The following is a 16618-nucleotide window of genomic DNA, read 5'->3' as shown; positions in this document are numbered from 1 at the left end:
TCCTCCACCCTCGGCACACGCTAGTCAGCTATCGCAATACGATAGATTTCATCCATGGTCGTCAACCCTTGCTTTACCTTCAAGAGTCCATCGTCGAACAGCAGGATCATTCCCTGTTTCATGGCATGCTTTTTGTACTCAGTTGCTGGAAGTCGCTGTGTCATCATGTTCCGCAATAGATCGTCTACCCGAAACACTTCATGTACAGCAAGCCTTCCTCTGTATCCGGTCATATTACACATACCGCATCCTGTACCCTTCCAGAGGGTTTCTACTTTCAGCCCACGTTGGGCAAACAACGCTTTTTCCTGTTCAGTTGCGGTGTATTCTGTTTTGCAGTCTTTGCAAATTCGTCGAACGAGCCTTTGCGCCAGAACTCCGTTGATCGAGGAACTGAGCAAAAACGGCGGAATACCCATATCGACGAGGCGAGTAATACTGCTTACGGCGTCATTCGTATGTAGGGTACTTAACACCAAGTGACCCGTTAAGGCAGCACGAATGGCGATTTCGGCTGTCTCCTTGTCACGAATCTCCCCGACCATGACGATATCCGGGTCCTGACGGAGAATGGAGCGGAGAGCAGACGCAAAAGACATGCCGATTGCTTCATTTACATGAACCTGATTGATGCCTTCCAGTTGATACTCCACCGGGTCTTCGACAGTAATGATATTAACCGACTCATCATTCAAATGGTTCAACGCTGCATACAAGGTAGTCGATTTCCCACTACCAGTAGGCCCGGTTACCAGCAAGATTCCGTTCGGACGATTGATGAGGTCTCTGAAAAAACCCAGATTCCGATTCGTCAGACCGAGTTTATCGATGTCAATCAGTGCATTGGAGATATCTAACAGACGCATTACAATCTTCTCACCATAGATCGTAGGCAAGGAAGAAACACGGACGTCGATTTCCTTGTAGGCAATCTGCAACTGTATCCGTCCGTCTTGTGGAATTCGTCTTTCTGCAATGTTCAAATTCGCCATAATCTTGAGTCGAGCAGTCAAAATGCCCACCATGTGCCGTGGAAGGACTCGTTCGGTCCTGAGCACACCATCTACCCGAAAACGGATCCGTATCCCGTCTTCTTGCGGGTCAATGTGAATATCACTGGCCCGGAACTGAACCGCTTGCTCGAACATTTGATTCACCAGGCGGACAATCGGGGAATCCTCATCAATGATTTTGGCTTCCTCAATCTCTTCTGTGTCGCTCATGCCCTCCATCAGTTCTTTCACTGATCCCTGCATGCTGTACATTCGAGAGATTGCTCGTTGGACTTCGTCTCTAGTTGCAATTACTGTCTCGATGACGAAGCCCGTGCTTAACCGCAGCTCATCAATCGCAAAATAGTCTAGCGGGTCCACCATCGCAACGGTAAGCTTGTTCCCTTCCCGCTTCAACGGAATCAGCGAGTAGCGCTTGGCAATTTCCTCTGATACAACACTGGAAAGAGAAGGGTCTAGTTTATAGCGAAACAGACTAACGTGTGGTATCCCTAATTGAAACTCAAGAATTTCAATCAACTGTTGCTCACTGATATATCCCTGCTGCAGCAAGTGGTCACCGAGTTTTAACTTTGATTTCTTCTGCTCAATTAGCGCTTCCTGCAGTTGCTGTTCGGTTATGATTCCACTCTCAACCAGAATGTCACCCAGTCGTTTTCGCCCCATACACTCACCTCCCTAATTCAGATAAATAATACCTGGCTTCTTCCCTTGATCAGTCTCTTTACCTGGTTTATTCACTGATCCTGACGAAGCTGGGGGGATGTTGTCAGGAAGCGGAGCTATGTCAGCCGGGCGTTCATTCGAGCTGTAATCATCTGGAACAAATACATCCTCAGAACCGGATGAATTTGCCTCATCTACTACTTGTCCAGCCTCTTGTTGTGTTTCTTCCCCTTCAAATCCCGGACCGGAAGCAATAATGTTATGCAAAGGCTTGTAGTAGTTATCCGATAATAGCTTTCTTTGCTCCTTGCCGTCCTTGCCTTTCAGAACGGTAAATACTTTCGCACGTAACCCATCTTTCCCGATTCTGACAACCTGTTCGGCCCCAGGTAACAGGTCTGGATTAACCCGAACGATTGTATCTGGCGGAAACGTCTCCTCATTTGTCGTTTCCAGCGTCACTTCTTCTTTTGGCAATTCGGCACCAAAAAGCGCAATCCGTACTGTTTGATTCACAACTTCTGCATGCACATAAAGAGGTGTATTAAACTGGTTTTGCAAGCGCAGATCAAATTCTCGATCATTTACATAAGCATCTTGTCCAATGGGCATAAACTCCACAGGACGTCGATTATTATGTCTCTCTACAATCGTAAGTTGGCTTTTAACAGCAGAAACATAGAGTGTAGAAGCAACCTGTGTTGCCGCTCCTGACAATCCATCAGGGATCTCTTCGTCCTCTAGGATAGGAACAGGGTCAAATCCGTTTTCTTTTGTAAATAAGCCAACTCTCTCCTGAAAAGAAAACACTTCATGAGGCAATAGTATCGCTCCGTTAATCAAAGAGGCTACTTTCTTTACATTCTCCATACGCTTTGAAACCGCTGAATTAATCGTAGTGCTCTGTTCACTAATGAGCGTATCAATATCTTTAATGATGTCTTGCGTAATCTGTGGAACTTCCTTCTCGAAGGCAACCGGGATAGGAGCTGCTATCTCTCCCTGGCGCAGTGCTGTTTCGATCTTTCCAACAGTTTGCTCTACATTAATGCGATACCCTGCGATCTCAGGAACGAGTGTGGCTGTTTTTCCCTGAATGCGCAATGTTGCTGGCACCGATTTTCGTTCCACTTTCTGACTAATGGAAATTACTTGCTTGGATAACTCGCCCCGATCATAGTTCAAAACCAGTTCAGCTTCCGGTGTAGAGGATTTCCCCCACAGCTTGTTCCAGAAACCGAGAATGCCTGCATCCTCTTGCGACTTCTGCATGGCCTTTTCCAACGTGTCCGATACATTCACCTGCATCTTGAGCGCTGATTGGTCAATCAAATAATTGTTTCCATCTAACGAAAGTGTTATGGGAAGACTTGAAAAGCGATTGAATACTGGCTTCAACCGCTCTTCCGCTTCCTGATATGTTAAGCCCTTCAACGGTACATCTGCAATTTGCACATTGCCAAATGCCCGATCCGTTTTCACTGAACTGGTAGGCCATTCTCCCGAAACCAATAATGCGATGGAACTGAACACAATGGATTGAAGAAGAACTAGCACGAATACAATGGAGAATTGGGCAACGTATCTTCTCTCTATCATCTGTTCATATCACCGCCTCTTGTAAACCATACCCCATTTATTTGACTACAAACCTATTCATTTACTTTTAAAGACAACTCAACTACTTTATTGCGTCCCATTGCTTTAGCTTTTTCCAAGATGTTCATCGTGATTGTACCGCTTTCTTCGAGCACTAAATTCCCTTGTTCATCATAAAAGTCACTGGAAATCGTTTTGCCTTCCAGCAAAAGAAGGTCCCTGTCTGCCACTTCGTCCAGTGTAACTTCTGGGGCATTTTCCATATCTGCCTTTGTTGAGTTTGCTAGAAAATCAGTTTCATTTACCAAGGTAACATCTGCATCTTCTGAAACTACCATGATATCTTTACCAAATGTGAGAACTGCATCGACCGGCAGAACCTTCTTGTTACCTTCCTGCTCAAGAACACATCCCACAATTTTGCCTGTTTCCTCTGAGAAGAAATATTCTGCTACTTGTCCCAACAAACGTCCCTTTTTGGTGATTGTACGAGTTCCTTTGATCTGAATGTTTTTGGTAAGCAGTTCATTGGCGATCGGAATATCAGCCAAATCAATAACGGAGCCTTCTGTTTCAATCGTTACTGCATAATTCCCCATGCCTTCTACCAATTTGAACGGAATTGCTTTGATCCCGAATTCCCATTGGTCATTTTGTACAATCAAAAATTCAATTCCACGTTGATCTGGATTAATAACAAAATTTTTGACTTTCCCGATGTCTTTTCCATCCAAAATGCTAATGATTGGCATTCCCAATACTTCTTTGCTCTGTTTCATCTGTAGTTACGCTCCTTTTTATCGTTCTCTGCCGATCTTACAATTCGCCAGCTTTTCTTGCTTCGTCAAAAATATATTTAGGAATTAAGTACCAAGGTAAGTTTGGCTTTTGGTTCAAACGAACTAAATTCGTAACAATCTCAATATACTTGATATGATTCATAATTTCCATTTCTAAATGGTGGTTTTCCGGATTGTTCGACAATTGCTCACGAAGTTGTTGTAATTCTTGGATGGCTTTTTTGTACAAGCCCATATGTTTGAGCATTTCAACATAATCTTTGGTAACCAAATATCTTGTACCCAGCGGGATTGGATAATCAAGAGCTGCCTTCAAATGAGGAAGTGCTCGTTGGAAGTCCTTTCCACCCAAGGCAGCTACTGCCGTTTCGTAATGGTATTGTACTTGTTGCATGTCATCAAATGTAAGCTGCTGGGTGACTTTGACAGGTTGCTGGACGATATCCTCTATCTCTATGATTTCTTCATTAGTAAGGTCTGAAACAATCAGATCTTCTTCCAAGGTGAAGACCTCATCAATCGGATCTTCATCTTCTTCTGCTGTATCGTCATCAACAAGTGCGCCTTCGTGATCTGCAATGTCTTCAGCAACCGGCTCTTCCTCGAAGACAAGGTCTCCAATTGTTAGATCTTCGTCCTGGGCAAGGTCTACTACAATCAAATCGTCTTGTAAGACAAAGTCACTAACATCCGCGGTGTTGCCTATCTTATCTGTACTCGTTTCCACTGGTTCACTGGTCGGTTGATCTTCTACAAAAACTAGATGATCCAGATCATTGAAATGATTCTCATCTTGCTGTTTTTTCGGTTCATCACTTGGTTGATTCTCTTCTTCCAGTTGTTCCAGTTCATCACTTGGTTGATCAACATCTTGCAAGTTACTGTACAGGACAAGATCATCAGTTTTTTCCTCGTCCTCTTCAGCCTGATCTCCTAAATAACTGAATGTAGGGCTATCAGACGGTAACTCATCCAGACTAACTGCAGGCTCATCATCAAATGAATAAGTGATCAGATCTTCTTCATGATCAGGAGGTGCGAGTTTGGCCTTTTCTACCACTGGTTCAGTTTGAGATGGTTCAGACTCTGCTTGCTCAGACGATGCTGCACTTTGGTTAGCTGTCTCATCAAAGAAATCCCATTCAATGACCTCTTCTCGATTTTTTGGAAGCTGTTCAGTATCCATTTTTGTTTCAGCTATCGATTGGGCCAGCTCTGACTCCGCCTGCTCTTGGCTGGAAATATTCGTGTCAGGTCGTTCCGCTTCTTTTTCTGCTGTTCGAAATTCTGCCAGCAATTGGTCAATCGCATCCTGACCGAAAGCTTGTTGTTCCGTATTCGTATGTTGTTGCGTGAAAAGAGCTGAAAAATTGCCCTTGGAATTCTCATTCATTTCTGCTTCGGATTTAGAGGTACTTTCTTGTGAAGCATCTACCTCTTCGTTGCTCTTCGTCAGTTCCAAAACCCGTTTCTTTTCCGGCAAATTTCTTACGATAAGAAATGAAAGTAATCCTGCTACAAGCAGCATGATCAAAAGAGTTGTCATTGCACCAAGCAGTTCAATCGCAAACGGGATAACCCCCCCCAGGACGACGGCAAGAAAAATGAAAATGTAGATTTCACGGTTCAAACCGACCAGTTTCCTGCGAAAAAGCAAAAACAGTAAGAGAGTGAGCAGGAAATACATCAGATAAAAGCCCGGTAATCCTGACAGGGTCATAATATCACCTAGTAGAATAGAATTTTTTATTTATAGGCACAAAGTCATGCAACCATCATACTAAAAGTCATGAAGCTATCATGCATATCTTTCTGTTAATTCGACGTAAATCTACATTATCCTCTTTCCTGTCTAGAATCTATTAGGGGTAACTACAGTTAGTTCAGCCAATTTATACATAATTTTTACTCACGAATTCTTCTATTCATATAACCTGGCAAGATGCTACACTTAATAGAAGACTTGTGGGTCGGGGGATGTCAAATGAACTATATACAGAACGAGAAGGGACTAACCCTTGTAGAAATCGTCGCATCATTAGTTATTCTCTCATTGGCTCTTCTAATGATGAGTAATTTTCTCGTGAGAAGCTTTGAAATTTCTGGCGATCAAGATAACAGACTGGTTGCTATGAATATAGCGAGGCAAGTGGCTGAGCAGTGGAAGTCGGGGAATGGAAGTTATCCAGCAGATTCTAAATTTGTTACCAGAGACTTTTCTAGTGATTCCGATATTACAAATATGGCAAACAAGGAATTGGAATACGAACACTTGGAAACCTTGGCTAGAAAAATATTGGCCAGTTCAAATCCAGACTACAGCATACCCTTATCTGAAATCACTGTAAATGAACGGAACTACAATCCTTTTATCAATTTAACTTTGTTTCCCGAGGACCCTGCTGATCCAACGGAAATAAACCCATTAGGTCACAATCCTATCGTTATCGTGACTGTTCACATCAACGATACTCAAGGTGCGACTCTCGCAACCTTACAAGCAGGCGTCGCAGACCCCGCTAAAGGAGGTCCGTAGACAATGAGAAGTTCCATCATACGTTATCTTCGAAATGAAAACGGTCTGACCCTTGTGGAAATGCTTGCTTCCGTTACGATTTTCGTGCTGATCTTTATTCCGCTTTCTTCCGTTTATATTCGGGGAGTTGAATTGTATCAAAAGACGCAGGAACAAACCCAGCTTCGCAACGAAGCCGATTTTGTTATTGGTGACATCATGCGAATTGTTCAGGAGGCAACCTATTTTGAACTTAGCAGTACAACTAGTACAAACAGGCAAACGTTGCTCAATATTTTTTCACATCCCAAAGCTGGCACTCTCATAACGGCTGCTGAGGCTCCCAATTACAACGGCAACATTATCCAATACACTCGCTCCAATGTATATGACGAGGCCACTAACCGTACGAATTGGCTGCTTACTCGAGCAATCTATCAATTTCAACTTCCTGCAAGTCCTTCCCCGATGGATCATGCATTTGTTCATAGTCCGAATTATTTAGTAGGAGGCTTGTTCCGGATTTCGCCAGACAATAAGCAACTCACACTTTGTCTGGTAATTGCCCCTCGAGGCGATCAAGCGATTTTCGACCAAGAGGGACAGCAGAAAAAATTCACATCATTTGATGAAATTGTTGCTGAACTGGATAACACCAATCGATCCGATCAGGTTAACAGCTATATTCGCTTTGTCCGTACTGATTTTGCAGTAAACAACGTCCGGAGGGGTGAATAATGCATTTGAATATCCTTAATGAACGAGGCGGGGCACTGGTTATCGTGCTTTTCATCCTCATGCTGTTTACAGTTTTGGGTTACTCCATTGCTGCATACACCATGCAAAGTTCTACTCAACATGCGATCAGTGAAGATGAAGTGCAAGGAAAAATGCTAGCTGATCTGGGTCTGGCTTACTTCCAGGAATATCTGGAAAACAAACTTAGTCTTTCAACCTATGATACCGCTTTAAAGAATCCGTCAGGTAGTGATTCCATTATTATCTTGCTTGATGAAATTGCTTTGCCAATGACATCGGATACCACGGGACCGTTCAGGCGAACCTTGCTAGCACCGGCTTCCTCTGGAGGGGCTCAACAAGGATTTGCCATAGGTTATCAAATGGACACAGCTGAAACGATTCCTTTTCGTACAGAAACATCCAATCCAGATAAACCGTATAGTCAACCTTATGTTAGGAAACTCAAAGTATCGGTCATCGGACTTCCCGTCCGAGCGAATAACAATGTGGGAATTCCTCAGCGAATGGTTCGTTTAGACGCGACTGTATACATTAATACCATCCCTGCCCCGTTCCACTATGCTGTTAGTACTCCAGGGGAGTTGCGGCTGTTTGGCGGGACCAATCTGATCGGAAACAGTACGGCACATCATATTGTTACTTCCTCCGAGTACCGTTATAATACTGGCAGCTCGGGTGATTTTAGCTCTGGTGGTAAAGAAGATTATAGCAAGTCTTATGTGGAAGGAACGGTTACGCTCTCTGACCGGATTTCCGGTTCAACCACCGTACCCGGAATAATCTACAATCTTAGCGACCTTCCTAGAAACGCTTTAGGAAATCCAGATGCACCCAAACATGAATCAATGATTCCTTCAGCACCTGAATCAACGAAAATCGTTTCTTCAAGGGCAGAATTAAGAACTGCATTCATCCCTATTGAGTTAGAGAGTACAGATGAACGAAGCGTTTTATCAGCACCTTCTGCCCAACCTTATTTACCTGGCTACGAAGCACCTATCGTTGAACATCGCAACGAAACTGCAAAACCTCTCTTTTCTACTGGAAATGTGAGCAGTTTTGTAAGACAAAAGTTAGTTGCTGCTGGTTCATTTAGCAGGCCAGAGTTTCTGGTCAATCAGACAGTTGCAATTAAATTTGACGACAATGTGACAACGGAAACAAGTCTCCGGGATGTTGATGTTCCTTCGGGTACCAATACTATTGTCATACAGCAGGATTATACCGGTGTTGACTTGTCAAATCCATCAGATCTTATTGCACCTTTGACTGCTCGTCTCACAGGCACAGGATACGGTTCCATTAACCAACTATTTGTTGGTGTGACCGGAGAAAATCCAACGGGAAACAAAGAAGCAAAAGCTACAGTTGAGATGGGTTGCAAAGGGGCTTTTATCTCCCCTCCGACACCTTGCACTACTGATGGCACAAACGACCCGTTTACCTATACCGGAACAATCTATATTAAGGGGAATCTCGACATTGTAGGGGATATCAAAGTGAACGGTACGATCTATGTTGACGGTGACGTCTTGATACGGGAAATAAGCAATCTGGATAATCAAAATCTCGCTATTATTGCATCGGGAGCAATCAGTACAACTTCTCGTTATTTGGATAACTCAGAGGGCTGGAACAAGACATTAACTGCCTTTCTTTATTCGGAACGTTCTATGGAGATCTTTTCAATCGAATCAATCAATCGAATAGAAGGCGGGATTGCCACTGGGATAGGAACAGATCCTACAGCAGAACCGAACAGCTATATAGAGTTTAATACAAAGCGTGAAGGTGGACCTGGTTACGCTTCCCACCTGACCATTCAATTTAATCGGCGAATATTTGAACAGGAGACGCCTGGGTTGCCACCTGGCGATGAATTCTTCCTTGATCTGTACGATCTCAACTATATTACCAATCCAGGACAAGTTGACATTCGTTAACGAACAAAATTAAGCCTTGGGACATTTGCTCCCAAGGCTTTTTGAATGTTTTCATTTGATTTTCCCACTACTTACTTCAAGGTATTCTTAGCCTTCACTGTCACTGAACCAGTATTATTGAAAGTTTCATCATAATAATCATAGGCTTTTTTCACGGCATTATAAACCTTGATCTTAAGCTTGATCTCTACCTTGACGGTGAAAGTCTGCGTTTTTCCATTTGGAGTCTTGATCAACTGAGTAACAGAATTACTTACTTTGTTTGAACCGATCGGGAAGCTAAACTTATTGCTTCCAATCCAGTAGGTTGCTTGAATGGATTCAATATCGCTTTCCGTAAGTCCTGAGAACGCATACGTAATATTTAACTTCTTCGCACGGTTTTCCAGATCATTGACACCGGAATCCGAATTAATGGTGATGACTTTGGAGAAGGTAGGTTTGCCACCACCATCTCCTGGAGTGACAATAACATTACCATCTCCATTTGATGCTTCAAGAGTAATCGTCTTGATCGCTGTCGCTCCCCTATCAACATCATCATTTAGCGGCGTTACTGCTTTTACGCTAACCACTGTGTCGATTTGTTTACCGCCTTGCTTTTGATACTCTGCAATAAAGTCGTAATTGTCTTTATCGGATAGGGCAAACTCTGTCCAATCCCCAGTAGGAGAGTCCTTATAGTACCATTTGGTCGACTCATCAATTGTGTCAGCGTCAGGTCTTACATCAATTCGGACGAGATCGCCAATTTTTAACTGTTCTTTTAGCGTAAACTCAGGGAGTACTCCACCAATCTCGACAATCCTCACCGCTATCTCATTCTTGTCCGTGTATTTACCATTTCCGTTGAAATCCTGCATCATGGCAACGGCAACGATAGTTTGTCCACCAGCATTGAGTGGGATATTATCTGATACTCGGTCGTTATTGAACTCTTTCCACGGTGATTGAGCAGAAAGTGTATTCAAGTCAGGATTGCTGATCCATTTAAACTCGACATCTTCCATTACCAAAGTCGTCGGAGTAGCTGTCACTTTCCCTTTTGCCTTGACACCAGTACCTTCTTTTTCGGATTCAGCCGTGAATGCAGTCTCTGGGTGGAAGTAGAGTAGATTGGAGACTGTGTCCGAAGCAGCCTGGTAGCGATCCGTTACCTTTGCAGCAATACTGGTTGGTCCTACATACAGCACTTGTTGCACTTCACCATTATTTTTGATCATCGGGTTCACATCAAAGCTGAAATATGCCTGTTTCTTACCATCCTGCAAATCAGGACCAAAAGTTGGCCCATTAATTGCTGTGCGGGGTAAGACTACATCGTTTACTCTAAAATCTAATGCATTCGGCCATGCATCCGCATAGTAAACCACTTTTACGGTAATTACAGCCTTATCACTGTAACTCGTATTCCATCCGTTGTTAGCAGTAACGGTAATTTCCGGGCGAGTAGACACAGTCACTGTGCATGTATCTGTATATCCACCCTCTTCTGTTTTTACCGTAATGGTCGCTACACCACCGCCTACTGCCGTCACTTTACCGTCTTTATCCACCGTTGCAACTTTTTCATTACTGGAAGACCAAATTACATTTTTGTTGGTAGCATCAATCGGCTTGACTGTTGCATGCAATTCCTGGTGCTTGTTATCAGTCAGATTAAGAGTGATGGCATCTTCATCCAATTCCACTCCCGTAACTGGAACCTTTACTTTTACCAAGCTTGTCGCAGAATACTTGCTATCTACTGTAGTAGCAGTAATTACGGCTTCACCAGCTTTTACTGCGGTTACCAAACCATTGGAGTCTACCGATGCAATGGAAATATCGCTCGATTTCCAGGTCACTGCAGGTGCCTGTACACCTTGTGGAATTGCTTCCACCGTTAATTTAGTGGAATCCCCTTTGTTCAAATGAACTGGGTTCGGATTTACCTTGATTCCTGTCATTGGTTGAAGAACAGTTATGGTTGCGTGTCCTTGAATGCCTCCATCTTCAGAGGTTGCTGTGATAGTTACGCTTCCTACTGCAATACCATTAACCAGTCCTGTTTGACTAACCTCGGCAATCGCTGGATTCGAACTACTCCAAATCACGTTCTTATTTGGTGCATTCGAAGGACTGATTGTAGCTGTCAATTGTTTGGTTTCTGCAATATAAATCGTTGCTGAATTTGGCTCAACAGTTAGACTGTCGACAGCTTCTCTTACCGTTACTAGGCAAGTTGCTGTTTTTCCACCATCTTCTGTAGTCACTGTGATGACCGCAGTTCCCTTTTTCAACGCTTTAATTTCTACAGTAAAGCCATTGGAAGTGGATGGGGTCACGGTTACCACACTTGGATCGGAAGAACTCCAATCGACAGCTTTATTGGTTGCATTCAATGGTAAAATCGTTGCGATTAATTGATCGGTTTGTCCGGTACGAAGAACGGTCTCCGTCTTGTTAAGTGAGACGCTCGTAACCGGTACGATGACTGTCACTTCACACGTAGCTTTGATTGACGGGTTCTCTGCAGAGCTAACGGTAATAATCGCTTTTCCTGCCTGAACTCCTGTAACAACCCCGTTTTCATCTACTGTCGCAACGGAGGGATTGCTACTACTCCAGTTAATAGCTTTGTTGGTTGCATTTTCTGGAACTACGGAAGCAATCAACTTGAATTGTTCATTGATTCGCAGTGTTTTTTGTGTCGGACTCAGAGTTATTGCTGTTACCGGTGTTACAACGTTTACAATAGCTTCACCGAATTTCGTTCCATCTTCTGTAGTTGCCTTAATGGTTACAGTACCGTCTTTATCCCCTCTAACAAGACCAGTTTGATCAACAGTTGCAATGGTAGTATTACTACTGCTCCATATCACTTTTTGATTGACTTGATCAGGTAATACTTTTGCTGAAAATTGAACAGTTTGTCCAATGTTAATAGTTGCTTGATTTGGTGTTAAGATTACTCTCTCTGGCACCACAAGCTCTACTTGCAAAGAAATGTTATTAAAGTAATTTGTAAGATGTAAGCTGTCTTGTTCAGTATATTCCAGTTTCGCATCATTAAAGAGATACGTACCGCTCTTATCTGCCTTCACTGTAATAGTGAAGTTGATATCATTTGCTTTGAATTCGTTTCCTTGCTTGGTGTAGATAATATTCGGCAAATTCACAGTATAACGATCATTTTTTATTGAACCGGATATTCCGGAAATAGTGGATGAAGTTATTCCAATAATTTGTATGTCTGACGGGAGTAGCTCTGAATAGGTAACATTCTTTACAACAATTGACGTAGGTGCTTGTGACCCGGTCTGGGGTGAGCCTAAATAAGTTCCCTTTACTTTTCCATTTGATAATGACAAACGGAACGTAGCAAATCCGTCAACTGTAATAGAGTCTCTACCCTGCATTACCTTATCTTCATCAGTAATAGGAATGATTATTTGTGTATCTCCTTTAGTGATAAGGTCTTTCAATTCATCAATAATATCACTTGTTTTGCCGCTTGGCTCAGAGGTCAATGTTTGACCAATGGACACTGCTTGTTTATATCCTTCGTCCATTTTGTCACGGAAGTTAGCTTTACCCGTACCACCAAGAGCCAATGCGCCTCCGTTTGAGTTTCCTTTAGAGTCAATTCTATTCAACTCGGTTTCCATATCGTACTGTGTATTAACACGAAAGTTGTTGTCTAACAGAAAAAAGGGTCTGATACCCAATACCGATGTTGAGGGAGTTTGACCAAAGGCATCAAGGGAGATCGGATTGGGTTTAATTGTGAACGTGATAGCTGCTGTTTCACCAATTTTTACAATAGAAGGAGCAACACCGCGAGTAGCTTCGAAATTCGTCATTGGTGTATGAACCTTCAAACTGTATGTTTTTGTTGTAACCCCATCCTGTGCGGTTACCACAATACTAACAACGGTTTCACCTGGTTTGACGGAAACGTTTTTTGCTGTTCCACTATCATGAGCTTGTCCATTTACTGTTAGTGTAGCCATGCTATCTTCAGACGTTGGTGTTACTTGTACAGATGAAATATTGCTGTTGAGGTAAACGTCATAGGCTGTTGTATCCCCATCAAATACAGGAGTAAGAGGCACAAGTGAGCCAGAATTGACAGTTAAATTACTTAAATCTGCGTTATTCTTTGGACGTTTGGTCAAGGCAAGATTAATATTGGTAAGCGTCGTTCCAGCGGCAAAATCCTCTATCATTCTAGTTGTAGGCAGATAATCTGCTTTTTTTGCTTCAATAACTACCATACCTGCCGGAACATTGGATAATATATATTCTCCATTTGCGTTCGTAGTTGTATTCACAACACCGGAAGCAGAGACTTCAACATTTGCTAACGGCTTGCTGTTCGATTTGTCTATAACTGCACCTTTGATTGTTCCTGTTTTCTTTAATTGATTCGGATTGATCAACAGTTTGACGAAATCGATCGCTGCACCGTCTCCGTATGCATTTTGAGTGGTTTTGTCATCAATATTAATTCTTAGTCTACCGTCTCTCAGCAAAGGAAGAAATTCATCAGGAACCTGTACACTAATCAATTTACCAATAGGGCCATGCTGATTAAGTGAATTTATGACCTTTTCAATAAATGGAGCACGTACTCCATCCAACTCAACCGTATATTTGAGAGAGCGAGGTTTAATTCCATTAACTTCTTCAGGTTTCATAGGCTGATAGTCATCAATAAACATTTGCAGTATGGCTGATTCAACATTTACATATTTCAAATCATAGCTTATTTGAATGGGAACAACAGGGTGGCTAGAACGAGAATATCCATTAGACCTAGTGTATCCATCAGCGATATAATCATTGTTTCGACCAGTTGAAGGGAAGGTAAATGCACTGATTACCATAAGTTGGTCTGTTCCACTAGGATCATCCCATTCTTGTGGCTTAAACGTTACATCATGAGTTCTAGTACTGTTTCCTGAAAATGGGTCATATCCTTTTTCCCAATCAAATCCAAGATTATCTATGTCCCCCACACGAACCATAAGGTCGGCTTCCTCAGTATCATAGAGAGCTGCATACGGCTTAGACCAATCTCCGTTAATTGAGTCTTTGGTAGCAGCATCTGCCTTGGAAATTGGCAGTGTGGTAAAACTACCAGTTATGACAAGTGTTAATGCTAACATGACTGCCAGCACTCGTTTCATAATTCTTACCATTTCATACCCTCCTTCTCCCTGAACCCTATAAATAAATATCGACAAATTACTACAACGAAAAAAGATTACTTTTTACCTACTCCAATTGTACCATGATTTTACTCACATAGAAGAAAATCTCGTGCAAAAAAAGGACGAGTTGATAACAATTTTTATATTTTTGAGACAATAACTTTTCTGAAGGATGACTCTGTCTTGTGCTACACTAGAAACAAGAGAATAGAAACGGGGGGAGTGATAAGAATTGGAAGAAATAAAGCTGATGTTGAAAGCATTAATCGAGCGGGTTGACATCTTGTCCGAACAATTTGCACCTGTTCCTGGAAAAATTGATACCCTTACTGAACGAGTCGATACCCTGACCGAACGGGTTGATACTCTGACCGAACGGGTTGATACTCTGACCGAACGGGTTGATACACTGACCGAGCGGGTTGATACCCTGACCGAACGGGTTGATACTCTGACCGAACGGGTTGATACACTGACCGAGCGGGTTGATACACTGACCGAACGTGTTGACGCAATTAGTCTAGACGTAAAAGAAATCAAACAAGATGTGAAAGAACTAAATCAGAAGTTTGATCTTTTAGAGCGCAGACAAGATAAGATGACTGTTCGATTTGCAAAAGTGGAAGCTGCAGTAGATCAGCTTATGGACCATTTTGACAACTAAGGATCTCCCATATAAAAAATCCCTCCAGAACGAATTCTGCGAGGGATTTCTGTTTATCCTCTTCTATCAATCTTTTATTTCGCAAGTCTGTCAGCTAACCAGTAGGCTGATTTCCAGATATCTCCTGCTCCCATCGTGAGAACCAGATCTCCTGGGCGAATTTCGTTGACCAACAGTTCTTGTACCTCTTCCTTGGTTGGAATGTACTTGGCACGAGGATGACTGTTGACACGGATTTTATCGACGAGCACTTGAGAGCTTACCCCTTCAATTTTTTTCTCTCCGGCTGGTGAGAAAATGTCGGTGATAAACACTTCGTCAGCGTCACTGAACGCACGGCTGAATTCCTCCATGAGGAAATACGTGCGTGTATAGCGTTGTGGCTGGAATATCGCAATGACCCGACGACCGGATGATCTTGCGCCGTTTAAGGTAGCCATGATTTCTGTTGGATGGTGGGCGTAATCGTCGACTACCAAAATGTCACGTACTTCTCCAATGATTTGAAATCTTCGCTTTGCTCCCCGGAAGGAATAAAGCGCTTTGGCGATCTGCTCATATTCGAGGTTCGCTTCCAGGCTGACGATCACTGCAGCAAGTGCGTTGGCAATGTTGTGTTTACCTGGCATAGTCAACACGAGTTCTCCTAGCAACTTGCCCTGATGCCAAACCTTGCAACTTGTCTTGCGGTCGCCGCACTCAATATCGGTTGCGTAAACGTCCGCTTGTGCGTGGTAAGCAGGATCAATACTGTACTTGATTTTCGGACGGTTCACGGTTGGTAGCAGCTCACGCACGTATTGGTCATCTACGCAGACAACAGCTACTCCATCCTGTTTGAGATGGCCGAGGAACTCCACGTACGCCTTCTTCAAATTAGCAAAATCTCCGTTAAAATGCTCCAGATGATCTGGTTCGATATTGGTAACAATGGCATAAGCCGGACGATATTCCAGGAAAGATCCGTCACTCTCATCTGCTTCGGCAATGACAAAATCACTCTTGCCCGCCTTGGCATTCGTCCCAGCATTCATCAGTTCTCCACCAATAATGTACGTTGGGTCAACGCCACACTCTTCCAGCACATGAGCAATCATGGAGGTTGTAGTCGTTTTCCCATGCGCTCCTGCTATAGCTACACCCTTGCGATCGTTCAGAATTCGTGCAAGCATTTGGGAGCGGTGCAACAGCGGAATGCCATCCGCTCGTGCCGCATGTAATTCTGGATTGTTCTCCGGGATGCTGGTAGAGAAAACAATGATGTCTGCACCTTCAATATGTGCTGCTTCATGTCCGATCATGATCGTTGCGCCTTTTGCTTCCAGCTTCTTCGCCAGCTCGCTCATGGCAACATCTGAACCGGTTACTTTGTATCCTAGGTCAACTAACACACGAGCAATTGCGCTCATGCCATAGCCACCGATGCCTATAAAGTGGACGTGATGGAAATTCTCCACC

The 16618-nt window shown here is 43.1% G+C and carries 10 protein-coding genes; 4 read left to right on the top strand and 6 right to left on the bottom strand.

Annotated features, from left to right (window positions below):
- Positions 1 to 20 precede the first annotated feature (20 nt).
- Genes ACPW7N_RS14095 through ACPW7N_RS14080 form a run of 4 tightly spaced genes read right to left on the bottom strand, consistent with a single transcriptional unit; the run spans position 21 to position 5798 of the window.
- Positions 21 to 1679, bottom strand: coding sequence for a GspE/PulE family protein (locus ACPW7N_RS14095; protein ID WP_425651741.1), 1659 nt, complete (start codon positions 1677 to 1679; stop codon positions 21 to 23).
- A gap of 12 nt (positions 1680 to 1691) precedes the next feature.
- Entirely contained in the window at positions 1692 to 3278 is a 1587-nt protein-coding gene (locus ACPW7N_RS14090; protein WP_425651740.1) for a VanW family protein, read from the bottom strand.
- A 53-nt stretch (positions 3279 to 3331) separates the two neighbouring features.
- The gene (locus ACPW7N_RS14085) at positions 3332 to 4057 is read right to left on the bottom strand and encodes a PRC-barrel domain-containing protein (RefSeq protein WP_425651739.1); all 726 of its coding nucleotides are present in this window, start codon (positions 4055 to 4057) and stop codon (positions 3332 to 3334) included.
- Positions 4058 to 4094: 37 nt separating this feature from the next.
- On the bottom strand, positions 4095 to 5798 hold the full coding sequence (locus ACPW7N_RS14080) for a hypothetical protein (protein ID WP_425651738.1): 1704 nt from the start codon (positions 5796 to 5798) through the stop codon (positions 4095 to 4097).
- Between the two features lie 264 nt (positions 5799 to 6062).
- Between ACPW7N_RS14080 and ACPW7N_RS14075 the strand changes: the two genes are divergently transcribed.
- The 3 genes from ACPW7N_RS14075 to ACPW7N_RS14065 are packed head-to-tail and all read left to right on the top strand — an operon-like array spanning position 6063 to position 9298.
- Positions 6063 to 6614, top strand: a complete 552-nt coding sequence (locus ACPW7N_RS14075; protein WP_425651737.1) for a type IV pilus modification PilV family protein — start codon at positions 6063 to 6065, stop codon at positions 6612 to 6614.
- A 3-nt stretch (positions 6615 to 6617) separates the two neighbouring features.
- Positions 6618 to 7331 carry a PilW family protein gene (locus ACPW7N_RS14070; protein WP_425651736.1) on the top strand — a complete coding sequence of 238 codons (714 nt, stop codon included), beginning with the start codon at positions 6618 to 6620 and terminating at the stop codon, positions 7329 to 7331.
- On the top strand, positions 7331 to 9298 hold the full coding sequence (locus tag ACPW7N_RS14065; RefSeq protein WP_425651735.1) for a hypothetical protein: 1968 nt from the start codon (positions 7331 to 7333) through the stop codon (positions 9296 to 9298). Before ACPW7N_RS14070 ends, ACPW7N_RS14065 begins: the two co-directional genes overlap by 1 nt.
- Before the next feature lie 71 nt (positions 9299 to 9369).
- Here ACPW7N_RS14065 and ACPW7N_RS14060 read toward each other — a convergent pair whose 3' ends face one another.
- Positions 9370 to 14484 carry an Ig-like domain-containing protein gene (locus ACPW7N_RS14060; RefSeq protein ID WP_425651734.1) on the bottom strand — a complete coding sequence of 1705 codons (5115 nt, stop codon included), beginning with the start codon at positions 14482 to 14484 and terminating at the stop codon, positions 9370 to 9372.
- A 244-nt stretch (positions 14485 to 14728) separates the two neighbouring features.
- Here ACPW7N_RS14060 and ACPW7N_RS14055 point away from each other — a divergent pair, with 244 nt between their 5' ends.
- The gene (locus tag ACPW7N_RS14055) at positions 14729 to 15160 is read left to right on the top strand and encodes a hypothetical protein (RefSeq protein WP_425651733.1); all 432 of its coding nucleotides are present in this window, start codon (positions 14729 to 14731) and stop codon (positions 15158 to 15160) included.
- A gap of 74 nt (positions 15161 to 15234) precedes the next feature.
- Here ACPW7N_RS14055 and murC read toward each other — a convergent pair whose 3' ends face one another.
- Positions 15235 to 16617: a UDP-N-acetylmuramate--L-alanine ligase gene (gene murC / locus ACPW7N_RS14050; protein ID WP_425651732.1), complete on the bottom strand. Its 1383-nt coding sequence runs from the start codon at positions 16615 to 16617 to the stop codon at positions 15235 to 15237.
- Between the last annotated feature and the right edge of the window lies 1 nt (position 16618).

The organism is Brevibacillus nigriterrae, assembly GCF_049846925.1.
In the GTDB taxonomy this organism is placed as follows: domain Bacteria; phylum Bacillota; class Bacilli; order Brevibacillales; family Brevibacillaceae; genus Brevibacillus_H.
Note: the sequence above shows the minus strand (reverse complement) of the source record. Positions and strands in the feature narration are given on the sequence as shown.